This window comes from Mesorhizobium sp. WSM4842, from assembly GCF_055901575.1.
On record NZ_CM148372.1, the window covers coordinates 794247 to 812474 of the forward strand.

The 18228-nt window shown below is 61.6% G+C and carries 21 protein-coding genes; 15 read left to right on the forward strand and 6 right to left on the reverse strand.

What is annotated here, in order from left to right; all coding sequences use genetic code 11:
* Positions 1 to 17: 17 nt before the first annotated feature.
* The 3 genes from AC0NIE_RS03695 (at position 18) to AC0NIE_RS03705 (ending at position 3170) form a co-directional block, all read left to right on the forward strand.
* Positions 18 to 1772 (forward strand): adenylate/guanylate cyclase domain-containing protein, encoded by a 1755-nt coding sequence (locus AC0NIE_RS03695; protein WP_473489404.1) that lies wholly within the window; start codon positions 18 to 20, stop codon positions 1770 to 1772.
* A 77-nt stretch (positions 1773 to 1849) separates the two neighbouring features.
* The gene (locus AC0NIE_RS03700) at positions 1850 to 2083 is read left to right on the forward strand and encodes a methyltransferase (protein ID WP_473489403.1); all 234 of its coding nucleotides are present in this window, start codon (positions 1850 to 1852) and stop codon (positions 2081 to 2083) included.
* A 436-nt stretch (positions 2084 to 2519) separates the two neighbouring features.
* Entirely contained in the window at positions 2520 to 3170 is a 651-nt protein-coding gene (locus tag AC0NIE_RS03705) for a DUF1579 family protein (RefSeq protein ID WP_473489402.1), read from the forward strand.
* Between the two features lie 500 nt (positions 3171 to 3670).
* Here AC0NIE_RS03705 and AC0NIE_RS03710 read toward each other — a convergent pair whose 3' ends face one another.
* Positions 3671 to 4039, reverse strand: coding sequence for a VOC family protein (locus AC0NIE_RS03710; protein ID WP_292313434.1), 369 nt, complete (start codon positions 4037 to 4039; stop codon positions 3671 to 3673).
* Between the two features lie 319 nt (positions 4040 to 4358).
* The gene (locus AC0NIE_RS03715; protein ID WP_123146088.1) at positions 4359 to 4652 is read right to left on the reverse strand and encodes a GYD domain-containing protein; all 294 of its coding nucleotides are present in this window, start codon (positions 4650 to 4652) and stop codon (positions 4359 to 4361) included.
* A 736-nt stretch (positions 4653 to 5388) separates the two neighbouring features.
* Here AC0NIE_RS03715 and AC0NIE_RS03720 point away from each other — a divergent pair.
* The 6 genes from AC0NIE_RS03720 to AC0NIE_RS03745 all read left to right on the forward strand — a co-directional run bounded on the left by AC0NIE_RS03720 (position 5389) and on the right by AC0NIE_RS03745 (position 9930).
* The gene (locus AC0NIE_RS03720) at positions 5389 to 5955 is read left to right on the forward strand and encodes an NnrU family protein (protein WP_474045960.1); all 567 of its coding nucleotides are present in this window, start codon (positions 5389 to 5391) and stop codon (positions 5953 to 5955) included.
* Between the two features lie 430 nt (positions 5956 to 6385).
* Positions 6386 to 6799 (forward strand): hypothetical protein, encoded by a 414-nt coding sequence (locus AC0NIE_RS03725; RefSeq protein ID WP_123146086.1) that lies wholly within the window; start codon positions 6386 to 6388, stop codon positions 6797 to 6799.
* Positions 6800 to 6830: 31 nt separating this feature from the next.
* Positions 6831 to 7925 carry a chymotrypsin family serine protease gene (locus AC0NIE_RS03730; protein WP_133254689.1) on the forward strand — a complete coding sequence of 365 codons (1095 nt, stop codon included), beginning with the start codon at positions 6831 to 6833 and terminating at the stop codon, positions 7923 to 7925.
* Entirely contained in the window at positions 7909 to 8145 is a 237-nt protein-coding gene (locus tag AC0NIE_RS03735; RefSeq protein WP_473529296.1) for a hypothetical protein, read from the forward strand. Before AC0NIE_RS03730 ends, AC0NIE_RS03735 begins: the two co-directional genes overlap by 17 nt.
* A 718-nt stretch (positions 8146 to 8863) precedes the next feature.
* Positions 8864 to 9478: a hypothetical protein gene (locus AC0NIE_RS03740; RefSeq protein WP_474045963.1), complete on the forward strand. Its 615-nt coding sequence runs from the start codon at positions 8864 to 8866 to the stop codon at positions 9476 to 9478.
* Positions 9475 to 9930 (forward strand): hypothetical protein, encoded by a 456-nt coding sequence (locus AC0NIE_RS03745; RefSeq protein WP_473485625.1) that lies wholly within the window; start codon positions 9475 to 9477, stop codon positions 9928 to 9930. Before AC0NIE_RS03740 ends, AC0NIE_RS03745 begins: the two co-directional genes overlap by 4 nt.
* 661 nt (positions 9931 to 10591) lie before the next feature.
* Here AC0NIE_RS03745 and AC0NIE_RS03750 read toward each other — a convergent pair.
* Positions 10592 to 11734 (reverse strand): M14 family metallopeptidase, encoded by a 1143-nt coding sequence (locus AC0NIE_RS03750; RefSeq protein WP_473485626.1) that lies wholly within the window; start codon positions 11732 to 11734, stop codon positions 10592 to 10594.
* Positions 11735 to 11769: 35 nt separating this feature from the next.
* Entirely contained in the window at positions 11770 to 12033 is a 264-nt protein-coding gene (locus tag AC0NIE_RS03755) for a hypothetical protein (protein ID WP_473485627.1), read from the reverse strand.
* A 460-nt stretch (positions 12034 to 12493) separates the two neighbouring features.
* On the opposite strand from AC0NIE_RS03755, the gene AC0NIE_RS03760 reads away from it, so the two are divergent.
* Positions 12494 to 12727 (forward strand): hypothetical protein, encoded by a 234-nt coding sequence (locus AC0NIE_RS03760; RefSeq protein ID WP_473485628.1) that lies wholly within the window; start codon positions 12494 to 12496, stop codon positions 12725 to 12727.
* Positions 12728 to 12791: 64 nt separating this feature from the next.
* Here AC0NIE_RS03760 and AC0NIE_RS03765 read toward each other — a convergent pair whose 3' ends face one another.
* Together AC0NIE_RS03765 and AC0NIE_RS03770 are read right to left on the reverse strand one after the other, a co-directional pair.
* Positions 12792 to 13085 (reverse strand): hypothetical protein, encoded by a 294-nt coding sequence (locus AC0NIE_RS03765; protein WP_473485629.1) that lies wholly within the window; start codon positions 13083 to 13085, stop codon positions 12792 to 12794.
* Between the two features lie 200 nt (positions 13086 to 13285).
* Positions 13286 to 13786, reverse strand: coding sequence for a MarR family winged helix-turn-helix transcriptional regulator (locus AC0NIE_RS03770; RefSeq protein WP_473485630.1), 501 nt, complete (start codon positions 13784 to 13786; stop codon positions 13286 to 13288).
* A gap of 136 nt (positions 13787 to 13922) precedes the next feature.
* Between AC0NIE_RS03770 and AC0NIE_RS03775 the strand changes: the two genes are divergently transcribed.
* The 5 genes from AC0NIE_RS03775 (at position 13923) to AC0NIE_RS03795 (ending at position 18224) form a co-directional block, all read left to right on the forward strand.
* Positions 13923 to 14405 carry a methyltransferase family protein gene (locus AC0NIE_RS03775; RefSeq protein WP_473485631.1) on the forward strand — a complete coding sequence of 161 codons (483 nt, stop codon included), beginning with the start codon at positions 13923 to 13925 and terminating at the stop codon, positions 14403 to 14405.
* A 104-nt stretch (positions 14406 to 14509) separates the two neighbouring features.
* The gene (locus AC0NIE_RS03780) at positions 14510 to 15307 is read left to right on the forward strand and encodes a pyrroline-5-carboxylate reductase (RefSeq protein ID WP_473485632.1); all 798 of its coding nucleotides are present in this window, start codon (positions 14510 to 14512) and stop codon (positions 15305 to 15307) included.
* Complete coding sequence (locus tag AC0NIE_RS03785; protein WP_473485633.1) at positions 15304 to 16278, forward strand: D-2-hydroxyacid dehydrogenase; 975 nt, start codon at positions 15304 to 15306, stop codon at positions 16276 to 16278. The genes AC0NIE_RS03780 and AC0NIE_RS03785 overlap by 4 nt, the downstream gene beginning before the upstream one ends.
* Before the next feature lie 250 nt (positions 16279 to 16528).
* Positions 16529 to 16816, forward strand: coding sequence for a GIY-YIG nuclease family protein (locus tag AC0NIE_RS03790; RefSeq protein ID WP_292488799.1), 288 nt, complete (start codon positions 16529 to 16531; stop codon positions 16814 to 16816).
* A gap of 226 nt (positions 16817 to 17042) precedes the next feature.
* Positions 17043 to 18224: an NAD(P)/FAD-dependent oxidoreductase gene (locus AC0NIE_RS03795; protein WP_473485634.1), complete on the forward strand. Its 1182-nt coding sequence runs from the start codon at positions 17043 to 17045 to the stop codon at positions 18222 to 18224.
* Positions 18225 to 18228 lie beyond the last annotated feature (4 nt).

An 18228-nucleotide genomic window follows, 5' to 3' on the forward strand; every position in this document is an offset into this window, starting at 1 on the left:
CAGCGAATGTTAGGCATATGAGTAACGAACGCATTCAACGTCGGCTTGCCGCCATTCTGGCGGCTGACGTCGTCGGCTACAGTCGGCTCATGGAGTGGGATGAAGCAAGCACGCTGACGGAGCTGAAGCTCCGGTGGAGCGATATGGTGGAGCCGCTCGTCGCCCGCTATCAGGGCCGTGTCTTTAAGACGATCGGCGATGCGATACTGGCCGAGTTCGGCAGTGCCATTGGCGCCGTCGAATGTGCGATCGAAGTGCAGCAGGCCATGGCCGCGGCGAATGCCGACGTTCCCGCGGAACGGCGCATCGTGCTGCGCATTGGTGTCCATCTCGGCGATGTAATGGTCGAGGGCAGCGATCTTTATGGCGACGGCGTCAACGTGGCCACCCGCATCGAGGGGCTCGCCGATCCGGGGGGCGTGGTGATTTCAGATGGTATCCACGAGCATATGCGCGGCCGCCTGGGCATCGATTTCGTCGACGGCGGCAATCGCGAGGTCAAGAACATCGAGCGCGCGCTGCACATCTGGACCTGGTCGCCGAAGACAGCCGCGCCCGCCGATGCAGTCGGTGGATTGCAGCCGCCGCGCGGCAAGCCGTCGATTGCGGTGCTGCCGTTCGACAACATGTCGGGCGATCCCGAGCAGGGCTATTTTGCCGACGGGATCACCGAGGACATCATCACCGACCTTTCGAAGGTCTCGGGCCTGTTCGTCATCGCCAGGAATTCCTCCTTCGCCTACAAGGGCCAGGCACCGGACGTGCGCAAGGTGAGCCGCGAGCTCGGCGTCCGCTACGTGCTGGAGGGAAGCGTGCGTCGGGCCGCCAATCGCATCCGCATCAACGCCCAGATGATCGACGGAACGACGGGCGGCCATCTCTGGGCGGAGCGCTACGATCGCGGTCTCGAAGACATCTTCGCGGTTCAGGACGAGGTGACCCGCACCATCGTCAGCGCGCTCGAGGTGAAGCTTACCACCGGCGAGGAGGCGCGGCGCGGGAAGCACGGCAAGGTCGATCCGGAGGTCTACGATCTGATCGTCCGCGCCCGCCAGACCGCCTTGCAATTTCGTCCCGAGGCATCGGTGGAAGCGCGCAAGATGCTGGAGCGCGCACTGGCGATAGATCCGGGGCTGGCTCTCGGCTATTCGGGGCTCGCCATGGTCACCTTCGCCGACTACGCCAACCAGTGGAACGGCGCGACCGAGGACAACCTGACCAAGGCGCGGGAACTGGCGCACAAGGCGATCGAAACCGACGACACCGAGCCGCAAGGCCATGTCGCGCTTGCGATCTGCCTTTCCTGGATGCGGCGCCTGGACGAGGCGGAGCATGAAGCGGAGCGCGCCATCGCTCTCGACCCCAATTCCGCGCAGGCCTTCAGCGTACTCGGCAACGTGAGGGATTTTCAGGGGCGGCATGAAGATGCGGTTGCGCTTTTCACCCGAGCCCATCGGCTCGATCCCCAGTTCGACCTGTCCCTGCATTTAATGGGAAGGGCCCTCCTGGCGCTTGGCCGCTTGGACGAAGCCGAGATCGCGTTCAAGCGGCGGCTGGTGCTAGCGCCGCGGACGGACATGACGCGCTTCTATCTCGCCTGCCTCTATGGCCTCACCGGACGCCACGACGAAGCGCGCCGCTACTGGCAGGAGACGCAGCAGGTCAATCCGAATTTTTCCGTCGAACGCCTCGGTCAGATACTCCCCTATCGGGATCCCGGTCAGCTCGGTCGGCTGGTGGAGGGGCTGCGCAACGCCGGCATCGCGATCTGATCAGATATTCCGGTCCACCAGGCAGATGTGGCAGCAGCCGGAACCATGGCCCGGAGTCCAGGTGACGCCGTCGTGCGATGGGCGCGGAGGCCAAACTGCTGATCCTCGAGGGCGTTTACCCGCCGCGCATCGACCAGTCGGATGAAAGTCGCGGCGCCGCCGCCAACGACGTCAACATGCTCGTCTGTACCGGCGGCCGCCAGCGCTCCGAAGCCGAGTTCCGGAGTCTCTATGAGGTGGCGGGTTTTAGGTTGACACAAATGCTGCCGACCCAGACGCCGGTCAAAGTGATAGAGGGAATTCCCGCTTAAGGCTGCTTAGCCAGATTGCCGACCCGTGGGCGGGCGGCTCACGCGTTGAAGCAGGCCAAGGACGGCACAGACCAGCGCATCGCATAGGCCGACGCCGAACAGGCCAATTTGGCCGAGCGCAAGGTCCAACTCTGAGGGGCCAAAAGCGGGCCGATCTTGATGTCCGGTTCGGGGTCACAAATGTTGCTGCCATCCTGCGTTGCCAGTAAGGAGGACGTCGTGCTCGCGCCATCTCGTTGGCTCGAACGCATTCCGAACCGACCTTTTGATAGCTGGGAAATTCGTTGACCACCTGTAACGCTGTGCGGCCCGCTACCACGTCTCCTCGCCGCCCATGGGGGGACGCGCTGGCGTGTTGGCCTCGACGGACAAGTTTGAGCTGCCAAGTTGCGCTAGAATGACGGCCTTTAACAGTGGGGCGAGTCGGAGGCAGACCATGAGCATTCCTTTAAGCCGGACGCTTCTCGCCGCCATTCTCTTCGTCATCCCATTGGCTGCGGCCTCAGCGCAGGAGAGTGGCGGATCGGCCGCCCCCGCGACCGCGGCCCAGGAAATGCCTGATTGGTTCAAGCGGGGCCTTCCCGGCCCGGGCCACGCCGCCCTCGAGCCGCTTGTCGGCCTGTGGCGTGTGCATTTCGAAATCCACGGCTCGCTCGGCCGCAGTCCCAACGACGCGCCGCTAGTTTCCGACGACGTCTTCTGCCGACGCGAATGGGTGGCCGGCGGCCGCTACATCGAGGACACCACGGAAGGCACGATCGAGGGTGGGCCCTACTGGCGCCGCGGCTGGCTCGGCTACAGCAACATGGACCGCCGCTATGAATGGGTCACCATCGACGCCACCAACTCGACGATGATGACCTATGTCGGCGAACGAGGCTCGGGCAATCAGCGGCCGATCGACATGAAGGGCGAATTCACCGATCAGGGAGTTGCGGGCGAGGCGGCGGTCGGCAAGCGGGTTCCGATGCGCACCGAAATACGCATCGACGACAACGACCACCACACCATCGACCTCTATTTCACACCGCCCGGCAAGTCCGAGGTCCTGGCGACACGTGCCGTCTACACCCGCCTTGGAAAATAGCTGCGTCTGCATTTTCGGTCGCTAGCCTGAGCGTGATCACGGGCCACATCTTGGATGCGCTCTCGAAGCCTCATTGCTGGACCTTGAGGCGCTCGGCTGGGAGAACATCTTCCGTCGTCTCGCAATGCTGCGTGCGCGCTTGGCCGGAAATCTGATCAGGATCGGCACCGACATCGTGACGTCGCAGCGTGAGGCCGCCGGGTATCATCTCCTTCAGGTCATCGGATGCCGAGGCGCTGGCGGCGCTGCTTCGAATGCGCAGCGTTCGCGTCGAGGCGCGCAACGGGCTCGTGCGCGTCTCACCCCATTTCCACAACCGCGAAAGCGAGATCGATAGCTTCTGCGAAATTTCTAGCAGCTTGTCGAGGATACCGAGCGCTCTGACCGATGGTGGGCGCTATGAAACTCAATCCGAGAGCACGAAGATTCTCACTTTTGGCATTAATTGCCGACGAAATTTTCGCGGATGGCTGCCTGGAGTGCTCCTCCAGCTCGCCCGATCAATGCGATCCGAGCATGATTAGGTTGTTCTCGCTGTCGCGGAAAAGGGCGTAGGTGGCGCCTGGCTCCCAAGGTGCCGGCGACGGCGGTTGGGTGAACTCCACGCCGCGCTCTGTCAGCCGTTCATAGGCCGCCCCGACATCGGGTGTAATTAGAATTGCACTCGGCGTCTCGCCGGGCGTGTCGTCGGGCCGCTCTGTGAAAAGCAGATGGGTGGGCGACTCCCCGACGGCCAGCTCGATCCAGCGGAGACCGTCCCGATAGGGAGCATCCGTCGCGACCTTAAGCCCTACCTTGTCGCGATAGAATGCGATCGCGCGATCCTGGTCGCGCACTGGCAGATGGGCGAATTTTACATGGCTGAACATATGATTCTCCTTGGTCCGGCCCGGTCCTCCTCACCCCTCCATTGAACGATGAAGAACGATGAACGCTCTCGCTGCATCGCCTACCCGGCGCCACGGCCAAGACGGTGAGATCGCCGACGTCGAGGACACGGTCGCCGCCGGCTCAGACATTCCAGGGAAGCCTCCCGGAAGCACTGAGTCACAAACCACGTAAACCATCTCTTCCGAAGCCCGCGCCCACAGGTCACGTGCCTGAAACCCGGAACTGTGGATCGGCGCGGTCGCGTCGGCCGTTTGCCTGCGCCAACGGTCGGCGCGATCTTTATTGTCGCTTCTTTTTTCAGCCCATCTTGGCAATGACCTTTGCCATATCGTTGGCGTCGAACGCCCTTAGGGTCTGCGTTCGGACGTTGCCGAGCGAAGCTATTGATAAGCTGAGCGCGGTCGCGGCAATATCATCGTCGGCTTCGGTAATCGCGACCACGTCGTGCTGACCGAGCGTCCAGTAAAGCGAATGCACTTTGACCCCGCTTTTGGCCGCCATCTCCTTGAATGCTTCAGCGCGCTTTACGGTGTCCTTGACTGTCTTAGCCCCCTGATCCGTGAAGTTGGTGAGCAGCACATAGTAAGCCATATTATCCTCCCATAGACAGGGAGGCGTGCGGGCGCTTCGGCGACCGCCGTATCTCCCGCCTCAAAGCATAGCACGTCACGCGAACTGCGTCCCATTGCTAAGGCCGATTGCAAGAATGGCTCCCTTATGACGCCTTGGCTCGGGAACAGTGGGCGGAAGGCCCTAGCAGGCCGTTGAAGAAGGATCACGTTTGGCCTGGAGGATGGCCTCGTCGCCATTGTGATGCGAATGTGATCTCGATCGAGCCGTGGTCCAGCAGTTCGGCGAAGCCATCCCTGCGACGTCGTCCAACTCCTCGCAGCCGGCCCAAGTGTAGGAAGACCGTCGAGGGACTGTAGCCGAGATCGACGGTCACTTGGAGGACAAGACTTACACACGCTTTCGCCACCAGCCAGAACGATTGTCATAGCGGTGTCTGTCACTGCCCTGGCGGTGGGGTCTGATCCCGTATTGGGCGAAGGACCCGAAAGGTGGCGCACAGCCGAATCAACGCCAAGAGCGAGACTTTGAAGACCGACGGCCGAGTGGCGCCGCGCGAAGGCGGCGACTGGCAGGTGTCAAACGTGCGGTGCCGTGCCAATCGGCAGCTTAGCCCATTCCAAGATTGCGGGTCCCTGATATATTACTCTGACCATCTCGTTCGCAGGATCCGTTTTGCGCATATGCAGCCGGCAACTCGCGCGAGAGCGTAAGCAAGCCTTCCTTCCCGCCGACGCGTCCGAACCTCGGAGGTGTTATGCTAGTACTGGTTTTCGGCCTCGTGATCTTCTTCGGAATCCATTCTGTTCGGATCGCCGCCGGCGGCTTTCGTGATGCGCAAATCGCCACAAACGAGCGGCGCTGGAAGGGACTTTATTCGCTCCTATCGATCATCGGCTTCGTGCTGATCGTCTGGGGCTGGAGTCTTTATCGGCCCAATGCGCCTGAGATCTACGAGCCGCCCTCTTGGGGCCGCCATGTCGCGTCGGTGTTGGTGCTCGCCGCATTCGTCTTTCTGGCAGCCGCTTACTTGCCCACGGGTTCAATCAAGCATCGGCTGAAGCACCCGATGCTGGTGGGCATCATCCTTTGGGCCATCGGCCACCTCCTGGCCAATGGCGACCTTGCCTCGCTCCTAGTCTTCGGAGCATTTCTGGTTTACGCGATTGTCGATCTCATTGCCGTCATTCCACGCGGCGATCCGGCACCCGCGGTCGTGCGACCGCGTAGCGACCTGATTGCTGTGGGCATCGGCTTGGTGGCTTTCGCATTGTTCGGGCTCTGGCTGCACGGCTGGCTGTTCGGAGTCTCGCCCTTCGCTTGAACGTCCGCAGCGACGGCGCGCCTTCGAGGATGTCCTGGGGAATCCCACCAGTTGCCGCGGATCGAGCGCCTCGCAGACGCCACAGGGAAACAAAGGTCGGCACATCAGAATTTTGATCCATAGACGGCTCCAGCCAGCAACATTGCGGTAATTCGGCTCGGATCGCGCGTTGCTTTGCCAACCGCGCGCGACGCTGCAAACACGAGCGGTACGGGATACAATTACTGGAGCGAATGCGTCCCCGGGATGGCTCAGATGTCCTCCGTCGCTTCTCTCGCCGAGGTGGGTCCGTTCGAACAATGCGGCGCAGCGGCCCGTTTTGAATGCGTTGGCATGGATTCGTCGGGCGCGACGCGAGGGCCGCCGGTTGCTCAGCATCGGGGACGGCGTTCCAGTTGACGGCGTGGTTCCGGCTAAATGGCGGGGTTTCATGATTGCGGGCGGCAGACGGATCAACCTGATCGATTACGAGCTTTGCGTCCTGCAGGCGTTGCGCGAGCGCATCCGAGCCAAGGAGATCTGGGTGGTTGGCGCCGATCGTCACCGCAATCCGGACGATGACTTGCCGAAGGATTTCGATCGTCGCCGGGCCGAATATTACGCCGATCTGGGTCTGTCGATGGATGCCCGCGCCTTCACCGCCGCGCTCAAGGCGGAAATGGAGGAAGAATTGCGTAGCCTCGACGCCGCGTTGCCGGGCTGTCGAAGCGTACGCATCCTCTGGCGCGGGAAGAAATTCGAGAAAGACAGCAAGCCCTTCTACGTTCAGACAGATTTCCTATGGTCGATACCATTTAGGGCGAAGCCTGAAACCGCCGCGCCGCCGGCGCGTTGTCAGTTCTAAACAAAGCCGTGCCCGAATAAGGATAGCTTAGATGGACGTACTCGAGGCTAAACAGTCTTTAAGCGCACGTTATCTTCCGCTGGGTTTTCGGAGTAAGGTTGTTGCACGTGTTCAAACGATGAGTGTGGATGAGGCGGTGGCCGGAGCGCGCCTCAATGTCCACGCAGTCGGTATAGGGCACAAGTTTGTGAACGGGCAGGCTACGACAGACGATATGGTTGTGCGTGTTCACGTTGTTCAGAAAATCGCGCCGAGCCTGTTGTCCCCCAGGGATCGGATTCCCGAAACAATTGATGGTATCCCCACCGACATTATTGAATCCGCTCCTGCATTTGCATTGGCGCGCAGACCCAAAACGGCAGCGGGACAGGCTGCTTCAGCGTCGGCTGCTCCGACGTGTTCTGACTCACGGAAAGGGAAACAGAGGCCTCTCGTTGCAGGCATAAGCGTGGCCCACCGTGATATCACTGCAGGGACACTCGGTTACTTTTGTCGCTCGCGTCGACAAGGCGATAGTGCACAGCAAGTTTATATTCTTAGCAACAATCACGTCTTAGCCAACGTGAACAAAGGCTATCCGGGCGACGATATTTATCAGCCTGGCCCAGCGGATGGGGGCGATAGCCAGGCCTATGTGGCTGACTTAGTGCGATTTACTCCCATCGACCTGTCAGGCGCGCCGAACAGAGTGGACGGGGCGATCGCGAAGTTTGCGCCCGATATCCAATGGCGGCCCGAGATATGTACAATCGGAAGCATCAATGGAACAGCGGTTACAGCTGTTGGGATGAGCGTTTGCAAGCATGGGCGGACGACGGGCTATACTGAAGGCATCGTTACCGACATCGCCTACGACGCCTTGATTGGGATGGATCACAGTGATGCAAGCATTGTAGGATTGTTCCAGAATCAAATTCGTATTGAATCCGTCTCTGGCGCGCCGGCATTCGGGCTTGGCGGCGACAGTGGCTCATTAGTGGTCGAATTGGGCCAGAAGCGGGGTGTTGGATTGTATTTTGCCGGTCCTCCATCTGGAAATTATGGGGTCGCAAACCAAATAAGTGATGTGCTGTCTGAACTTGAGATCGAGTTAGTCGACGGAGCGGATGTTGCCGCAATCGCTTGAAGATGCCAAATCAAAGCTGAGTGCCAAGTACCTCGGCAAGTGCGGCGTCCATGGTGTTGGAATAGTGCGCGACCAGCAAGCCGTCCGGTTCGAAGTCGATGAGCGGGTGACGGAAGTGGAGCGGGAGTTGCTCGGGAAGCTGCTCGATGAAGCGCGGCAGGAAGCCCACCCTTTCAAGGTGATTGCCAACATCGAACCACGAGCCAACACGTACCAATAGTTTCTTTCGGTGGCATGTCGAATTGGCGTGAGGGCGACCTGAAGGGTAGTCGGCCGAACATTGCTATCGATCCGGCACCACTGAGACCCACGGCGGCCGATCAAAACATACGTGGCAATCCCGCGAGATAGATCCCTAGAACCGTTAGCGCGCCGCCCTTACTCCCGGCCGGCATTGCGACGATCACAGGCCGAGATGGGGTGTTGCTCAATATCACTCCGCTATCTGGGTTCGGGCGGCTGATGCCGAACGTCTGCAACTCGCCCGTTTTCAGTCATTGAGGTTGGCCGAATGGAAAGGTCCGTTACGGCTAGATCCGTTCCGAACGCATTCCTCTCTGCAATCTTATGCGACCTTCAGCGAACAAACAACGAACAGCGCCATAACGGCTTTGCTCATATCCCGCTCATCCGCCGTCCGCGATAGCCTCGTCGCGACAATCCTAGGCTGAGTGACCGTCCAAGCCGGGCCGGGCGCTGTTTGATTGCTAGCCGAAAGATTTTCGCGAATTCTTCAAAAAAATCCTTCCTGCGCTTTTTCCGACTCAGCATAATGCCGGCTTGAGGGGGATATGATTGACTCGTCGACACCAGATGCACTCATGCTTCGCCCCGTGCCACTAACCTCGGTACGGGAGAGAGACGGCCGTCCGTACACGCGATTTGCCGACGTCGAAGAGGAAATCGCCGAGGTCCTCCAGTCTGACAGGTCGGGCGCCATGCTGCTTGAGGCGCCCTCGAGATGGAAAACCCAGACGCTCGTCTACTTCGCCCGCAACGGCGGCAAGCGGCGCGAGCTGACTGGTCGCCTGGTGCGCGAGGTCATGACCCGCGCCGGCAAGATCGTGGCGTTGAACTGCCGCGGGTTCAGTCCAACCGACGTCGACGAAATCGCCGGCGAGGTCAGGACTCACCTGGTGAAGCTGATACTCACCGAGACGCCGACCCGGATGTCGGAATACCTCGAGATCGACTTCAGTGGTTCGGTCGCCAGCCAGACCACCAAGCAGCGTGCAAAGGTCAAAGACAAACCCAAGCCGCGCATGGTCGCCAGCGCCTCAACGACCATGAACGACTTGGACCCTCTCGATAGCCTGGTCGACAAGGCGGCAATCAGCGCTCTGGACGAACTCATCCGGAAGACTAGCCCGCCTATCCGCCACTCTCTGGCGAGTTCGACTCATCCCAAGGCATCGCAGTCGAGGCCATCGAACGCTACGAGAAATGTCCGAGACGCTTCTATTATGAGGATGTGTTGCGGTTGCGATCACGGTCCGACCGGGCGCCTTATCTGCGCTTCCTTTCGGTCATCCGGTCGACGCTCAAATGGATGAACGCGGCGGCGCCGGCGGCACGCACCAGCGAGTTCGACGAGCAATTCGAGTTGAGGTGGGCCGAGCAGGGCCCTGTCGATCATCCGCACAACACAGTTTACCGTTCGGCGGCTCGGCAGATGTTGCGCATGGCTCAGCGCGAGTTGATGGGGGAAAACCTTGATCTAAGTCGCGAGGCCCTGGTGGGCACACGGAGGGTTCTGCTCCAGGCTGACAATATTCGGGTGGGCGAAAGCCAGATCGTGGTGCAGCGGCTCAAGGCCGGGCGCCTCGCCAAAAAGGAGACGCAACGAACCCGTGACAAGCTCCTGTTCGCTGCCGTTTCCCGCGATTATCCGACAAAACCGGTCGTCTTCGAGCACGTTTCGCTTCTCACCGGCGACCGCGCTATCGGGGCGACGAAATCTGATTCAAAGATCACTGACGAGGTGACGGCCGTACCGCCAGGATAAGCCGACGCCGATGCGCGATCGTGGCATCCTTGTCGGCGGCCAACCAATCGTCAGGCTTCGCCGCAAGGCTCTCGAGGCAGCGGATGCGCGCCGAGGTCGACAGATTTGTGAGGGTCTTTGCCGACGTGACGTATCATGATCGGTACACATCATTTTGTGCGCTGGTCCGAAATCGTGTCAGCTTGAATTTCAGCTTACGACCCCAATCAGGACCCTGACGCTCCGGCCCTGATAGGCAACCCTTGACCCTGAACAGCCTTAGCCTTCAGCAGTGGCGAACGTCGTAGAAGGGGTGGCAAGCAGAGGGTCGTGAGCAAAGCGCTGAATGACCGGGGTGCGGACAAACGAGCCATCGCTTATAGCGATGGCCACCCTTGCTCCCTTGCGCGAGTCGTGCCCCGAGCCTTTCTTTGGCCTGAAGCTTAACTCGCTGGCGAGCACCCGGGGACGATCAAGCCGCCGCCGAACAGTGCAAGGGGCGGCAGACGGTCTCTCGCCAGCAACCGAAAATGCGGCCCAGATGGGCTCACCGGCCGAACCCCAAGCATCTTGATCGCGCGCGTTTTACGCGGAACGCGCGTTCTCCTTCGGTTAGCTCGATGATCGCAACCGGTTCCTCCGAACTCGTTCCGGAATTCCGGGACCGGTCGTCCTCCGCCTCCTATGCTGCCACAGGCGCCGCCAGGAGCTGTTCGACGAACCGGAATGCAGCCGGACGGTTCTCCTCCCAGGTCGCCAGGATCTGGTCTGGCGGCAGGATGAACCCGCCTTCTTCGAAGGTGCGCGGCCTGAGTTCGACCGTGAACGACGGTATGCCGTAGGTCCCGTAGGTCCAATCCGTTGTATCGCCCGCGGTTGAGTAGAGCTCGGAAGACTGCTGCGGGACATAGGTCTTGCCATGCACCCCCTTAATCAGGGTTTGCATCTCCTGGGCCATCCCCACCATCTGCTCCCGATGCTGAACGTCCGGTATGGGCTTCTCCGTGTAGCCCCAGGGGTAGAGTATGAGCTGAGAGTAGCTGTGATAGGTGATCACGCCGGCGAAGCGTTCGCAGCCTATGAGATCGCGGACCGCCTGGGTCTCCGGCTCGGAGAAAGCGCGCGGGCCGACATAGGTCTCGTCGCTCGGCACGTGGCTGGAAGTGGGCACGTCAAGAATGCCCCACATGTAGCCATAGTTGCGGTTCGGGTCCACGCCGAACGAGCCGTCGTCGTTCCTGCGGCGGTTCTTGCGCCAAAGCCGCTCTTGTGCCCGGCTGTGTTCATGGCCGTCCGGGTTGACCAGCGGGGCGACCCAGACTTCTCCGCTCGTAAGCCAACCTGCGATCGGCGCCTCGTCAGCCCGCTCGACGAGTTCCTTGGCGAGCAGGAAGGGCACTTCCACGGCGATCCACTCGCGCGCGTGGTGGCAGCCCATGAAGAGAACCTTGGGAACACCGCCGCGACGGTCCCCGATCCGCAAGGCAAGGATGGGCCGGCCCTCGATACTTCGGCCGATCTCGATCAATTGGGCGATGTCCGGCTTCGCTTCCGCAAGCTGCCGCAGCTCCTCCTCCAGGCTGGCTGCCGAATGATACTGCTCCGCCGCCTCGGCGCTGGCGAAGGTGGACAGGTGCCGCGCCACATCCTCGAGTTGCTCGACGAGGTAGCCCATGCTGGACAGGCGGTCCAGCTGAGCCTCGGTTGCACGAAGGATCAGGTGATCCGGCTTGACCTCCCAAACGTCGATGCCCAGCGGCACTCGAAGAACGTCCCCAAGCGGCTTCTGCAGTCCCGAAGACGTGACCTTGGCGATCAGGTTCATGCGACCATCTCCTTCCTTCGATAAAGCGAGCCTGATCAAGGACCCTCGGATTTCCCGTCGAGGTGATCGGAGCTGGGTGCTCCACTTTCCAGGTCGGCGATCGTGCGGAGGCGCTCGACGCCAGCTATTCGTCGGCGCTCGAGCTCGGCAATCGTCTGCTCTGAGGCAACCGCCACGACGGCGTCAGCTTCCCGTTCCCAGACATCAAGGCTCAGTGGAACCTTCAGGAGATCGTCGACTTTGCGACCCGCAACTGGAGTGAGACGAACCAGCCAGCGGACCGTCGCGCCCTCCGCCATATCAGGTGCTCCTCGGCATATTATGCAGCCTGTCTCGACTTTAGCCTCTCCCGAAGTGAGCTGCAACGCCGCCCCCGAAGCCGGTCAGCCCATGCCATGCTGTGCAGACCTCCACACCGTTCACGACAATAAGCGACAAGGTCGCCGTTCGCACGCATCGCGGCCGTCCGAATGTCCGCTATCGTTTTTCGGACACCAGAAGTTGCCGGTCTGCTTCCGGCCCCGGTCCTGCCGGACGGCAAGGCGCCCACAAGCGGTCGTCAAGTATGCCCCATAGCTCCATCTGCAACCTTGTGAGAACACGCTAGCCGGCGTTCGACCAACCGGCGGCGGCGGGCGGCCTGAAATGTGCAGATCGAGAGACAGTCGCCCATCACGTTTCCCTTCCACTCTGCCATTGTCTGGAACCCAATCGGTTTCAGATGACTTGTTCGTTGATAGCTCTTGAAGGGAGAGGCCATTGTCCGCACCTGAGGAAATGGATGTCGTCCTCGAAAAGCTGCCTCTGAGGATCGGCGCCTACATACCCGACGACCTGCTGGAGGACTGGTTCGCGCCGGGAACGGGCATGAACCCGGTCAGCCCGGCAGCGCTGGCGGCCGCCAAGACTTACGGATGGCGCTTCGAATGCGAGTTCAAGCACTACCCCGAACAGATGGAGGGCGTGTTCTGGAAGTGGGTGCCGGCGATCTGATCCGCGCAATTGCCATGGGCCCCTTGGCGCTTTGCCGCCAAGCGTGATCGCTCTCCTGGTCGCCTTAGCCTACCGGCGTCGTCACCTTTCCGGTTCCGCCGCATTCGGGGCAGGTGCGGCCGTCGATCATGCCTGTCCCCGCGCAGCGGTGACACATATGCTCGCCGGCGCCAGCAATGCCTGCCGCGTCGGCGTTGGCTTCCCCAAGTTGCTCGGGTTTGCCCTGCAGTTTGCTTCGCACCCGGGCGGCGGTCTCGTCGACTTCAAGCGGCGTGCTGCCCGGCAGACCTTCACCGGATTGGCCGATGGTTTCGTTGCGTGGCCGGTCGTTGGTGCCTGTCGTTATCTTCTGAGCCATTGCAGTACTCTTTTGCGGTGGCGCAGCTCTCAGCTTCTGCGGTTCGAACGCCTCAGCTCCGCAGAGGTTCCGGTTGGCAATCGTTCGCCGGCGGACCCGGACGGAAGTGGAAAACGGCCAAGCGCATCCAGGCTGAAACGGCACGAGTTCGGGGGGTCGCCCAAGCAGGAATTCCCTTCAATGGCGCCGGAGCCATTGCGTCAGCCCAGCCGCTCCGACCGCACTTTCACATCGTCGCTCAGCTGCCGCACGACCTCGGCGGTCTTGCGGATATCCGCTTCGTCGAGAGCGACGCCCATGGTCGAGGCGATCGCCAAGAGCTGGGCATTCAGCTCGCCATAGCGCGCGGCGCCTTTGCGCGTCAGCTGCACAAGCTTCGAGCGCCGGTGTTTTGGATTGTCGATGAATTCGACCAGCCCCTCGGCCGCAAGCTCATCCGCCAGCCGCTGCATGCGCTGACGGCTGGTCGGGCGCATCTGGGCAATCTGCGGCACGGTGAGCGGACCAAGCAGCGCCAGGCTGCGCATGAAGCCGAACGCACCGCCGCCCCAACTGGTGATGAGCCCTGTCTTCTGGCCGAGAGCCCGTATCCTGAAGAAGCACTGGGCCACTTCGAGCATCAGCTCGGTGATCGCCTCGGCCTTGCCGTCGACGATGGGGGCTCCCGTCGCTCGGTCAGTCCCGTGTCGTGCCGACGCCATTTTTTTGTTTCCCTTTTTCCGTGCCAACTTCTGCGATTGACACCGCTGTTGTCAACTTCTAGAATGACACCTTGATTGTCATCTCTAGAGGCTATGGGCTTCATAGCCCTCAGCATCTGCGGGAGCAGAGATGGAAATGGCTGGGCAAACCGACAGCGGAACCGCAGGCGTCATCGCGAGGCCGCCGCTGCTCTTTCTCGCCGCTTTTCTGATTGGCTTCGTGCTGGATCGCCTGCTGCGCTTGCAGTTCCCGATTCCGGGGAATGACCAGGTCACCTGGATCATCGGCGGCTCGCTGATCCTGATCGGTTTTGCGCTTTTCGCCGCGGGCATTCGCAACTTCTTGCGCGCGGAGACGCCCGTGCCGACCAATGAGCCGACGCGCGTGCTGGTGACGACCGGCATCCACGGCTGGACGCGCAATCCGATCTACCTCGGCATGTTCCTCATCTATGGCGGCATCGGCGTCGCGGCGCAGAATATTTGGATCCTTGTCCTCACGCTGCCGCTGGCAATCCTGATCCGCTACGGCGTCGTCGCCCGCGAGGAGGCCTATCTCGAGCGGCGCTTCGGCGATGCGTATCGCGACTACAAGCAAAGCGTGCGGCGGTGGCTCTGAGCGTCGCAAGAATGCCGATCGCGTGCTCTGATCCCAAAGTCCTGCCGAGCTGGTACTATTTTGTCGGCTGACGACGATCCAGAACCAACGGCACAGGTAACCCAATGAAACTCGGCTTCATCGGCACAGGCGCGCTCACAGCCGCGATTGTCACCGGACTTAAATCCGCCGCGGACAATTCCGTATCGGTGCTCCTGTCGCCTCGTAATCAAGAAATCGCTGCCGGCCTGGCGCTTCGCTACCGCGATGTACGCGTTGCACCGGATAATCAGGCTGTCCTCGACAGTTGCGATACGATCATGCTCGCGGTTCGGCCGCAGATTGCGCGTGACGTGCTTGCAGAATTGCGGTTTCGTCGGGACCATCACGTCGTCAGCTTGATCGCCACCCTGTCGCGCGAGGAGATAGCCGCGTTGATCGCTCCCGTGGAGCACGTGACAAAAGCACTCCCCATGCCGATGATCGCTCACAGGCAGGGCGCGACAATCATCTGTCCGCCCGATCGGCGCATGGCGGCATTGTTCGGCCGGCTGGGGAAGGTGATCGAGGTCGAGGATCCGAGCGAGTTCGACGCGCTGAGCGTCGTTACCGCGACATTTGCCAGCTATTTCAAATATCTCGATACAATCCATGGCTGGCTGACAGAGCATGGCGTCGCGGACGCGCAAGCGCGCGACTATATCGTCACCATTTTCAAAGCGCTGGCCAACGCACCGGAAACAGCGCCGGATACCGGCTTCATGGATCTGGCGGAAGATTATGCAACGCGCGGCGGGCTCAACAAACAGGTTTTGCGCGAGCTCACGGCCCGGAATGTCTTTGACGCCTTCGCAGAAAGCCTGGATGGCGTGCATCGGCGCATCGCGGCAGCAGCAGCGCCGCGCATCGGCCCTGCATCATGACGATGACAGTCGGCCCTGCCGTAATCCTCCACACCAACGCGCCGGCGGTGGCGATGAAGCTGTTGCGCGAAAGGCATCCGGGGCTGTCGGTCTATCCTTGTGACAGCTACGCCGGTCTGGCCGCTTTGATCGAACAGACAAAAGCCGAGATCGTCTACTCGGTGCGCTTCGACGGCACCGCGCGCTTTCCGCGCTCCGCTCTGCTGGAGAGCCCGACGGTGAAATGGGTGTCGGTCGGCGGGTCGGGGACGGATCATCTGGGTCGCTGGAACCCCGAAAATGTGACGGTGACGAACGCCGCCGGGGTCGCGGCCGACATGATGGCCGAGTACGCACTGGGGGCGATGCTGTCCTTCTCGCTGGGTCTTCGAAATTTCGCCAGGCATCAGCGCGCGCGGACATGGATCGCTGGCACGGTCGAGCCGATCCAGGGCAAGACCTTGCTGCTGCTCGGCCTCGGCAGGACCGGGCAAGCATTGGCCCGGCGCGCCAAGGCCCTGGGGCTGACGACGCTCGGCGTGCGTGCGCATCCCCGGCCAACCGCCGATGTCGACGAGGTTCACGGCATCGAGGCATTGCCGGGGCTTTGCGGCCGGGCCGACTTCATCGCCTGCTGCGTGCCGCTGCTGGAGGCGACGCGCGGGCTGATCGGCGCTGCGGCGTTTGCCGCGATGAAGCCGTCAGCGGTGCTCATCGACGTTTCGCGTGGCGGCGTCGTCGATGAGGCAGCGCTACTGTCGGCGCTCGACGGCGGCCGCATCAAAGGCGCCGCGCTCGATGTGTTTTCGACCGAGCCGCTGCCGGCGGATCACCCACTTTGGCGGTATGAGAACGTGATCGTCACGCCGCATTGCTCGTCGGTCTACGAAGGCTGGGAGGAGAAAGCCCTCGATATGTTCGCAGACAATCTCAGCCGCTATCGGCGCGGCGAAAAGCTGCTCGGCGTTGTCGATCCAAGACGCGGTTACTAGTTTCCTCTGCACAGAGGATTTGGTTCTTTGACTGAGCCTGAAGGAGGCTGTGATGGTTGCCGCCGACCGATCTCCTCCTGCCAATCTCGAGGGTTTGCGATTAGCCATAAGCCACCTCGTCATCCCAGGGCGGAGCAAGGAGCGCAGCGACGCGGCGCAGACCCTGGGATCCATTCCGTTACCTCAGCCGAGGAATGCAACGGCTCAGAACGGTGCTTGCATCCGCAACGGTGCCAGCTACCCTTCCACCCTGACCGGCTATGCCTATATGACCGCGAGCCAGAAGCGCGGCACGATCTACATCGGTGTCACCAACGATCTTGGCCGCCGCATGCCGGAGCACAAATCCGGCCAGGGCTCGCGCTTCACCAGCCGCTACGGTGTGCAGCGTCTGGTCTGGTACGAAGAATATTTCGACATTCGCGATGCCATCCAGCGCGAGAAGTCGCTGAAGCGCTGGCCACGCCAGTGGAAGATCGAGCTGATTGAGAAGACCAATCCGCAGTGGTTCGAGCTTTTTCGCGGAACGGGGTGGTAGCGTTCGGTTCTGGTCCGCTGCATTCTTCGGCTGGCGTAACGGCATGGATCCTAGGGTCTGCGCCGCGTCGCTTCGCTCCTTGCTCCGCCCTGGGATGACGAAGTGGAGGGGTGTTTCGGCCAATCTCCAACGTTTGCGATTTGCCACTGAGATTGGCTGAGAGGAATTGTCGATGATCGCTGCCGATCGGCCCACCTGTCAAAATCACTGTGCAGAGGAACTAGCGATGAAGTCTCCCAGCGGCGCCTCGATACAAGAAGCCGATATCGCGATCATCGGCGGCGGCATTGCCGGAGCGAGTGCGGCCTATGAACTGGCGGCAGTCTCGTCGGTCATCCTGCTCGAGCGCGAAAGCCATTGCGGCTACCATTCCACCGGCCGGTCGGCCGCGAGCTTTACGGAGAATTACGGCAACGCCGTCATCCGACGGCTGGCGATCGCCAGCCGGTCTTTTCTCGAAACGCCGCCCGAGGGCTTTTGCGATCATCCCCTGATGCTTCCGCGCGGCATGCTGACCATCGCGCGCCAGGATCAGCTGGGCCGGCTTGAAGAGGAACTCGAAAAGGCCAGGCAACTCGTGCCGTCGATCCACCGGGTCAGCCCCGAACAGGCGTTGGAGCGCGTGCCGGTGCTGCGAGCCGATTATGTCGCCGGTGCGATCGTCGAACCAGGCTGTCGCGAGATCGACGTCCACGAGCTTCATCAGGGCTTCCTGCGCAATGCGCGCAAGCGTGGCGGCCGGATCGTCACCAATGCGGGCGTCGACGCGATCGAGCGGCACAAGGGTCGCTGGATCCTGCAGACGACGAGCCAGGGACTGTTCGCCGCGCCGATCCTTGTCAATGCAGCCGGCGCCTGGGCGGACAGGGTCGCTGCGTTGGCCAAAATTGCGCCGATCGGCCTGGTGCCGAAGCGACGCACCGCCTTCCATGTCGCAGCACCAGATGGCGTCTCCATTGCCGGCTGGCCGCTGGTCAACGATGTCGGCGAGGAATTCTACTTCAAGCCGGACGCCGGCCGGATTTTCGTCTCGCCTGCGGATGCGACCCCGAGCGAGCCGATGGACGCCTTTCCCGACGATTTCGACGTCGCCGTTGGGGTCGATCGCCTGCAGCGGGCGACGACGATCGACGTGCGCCGGATAGAACACCAATGGGCGGGACTGCGCAGTTTCGTGAGCGATGGTTCGCCGGTGGTCGGCTTCGACGCCAAGGCCGAGGGTTTTTTCTGGCTAGCGGGCCAGGGCGGCTACGGCATCAAGACATCGCCGGCGCTGGCCAGGGCATGTCGCGACCTGATCGGCACCGGACGCTTGCCGGATGAACTGTTGCGCCAAGGCATCGAGCCGGGCGATCTTGCGCCTGGCCGGATCGGGGCGACATCCGCGCCGGAGGAAAAAGCACCGTGAGCAA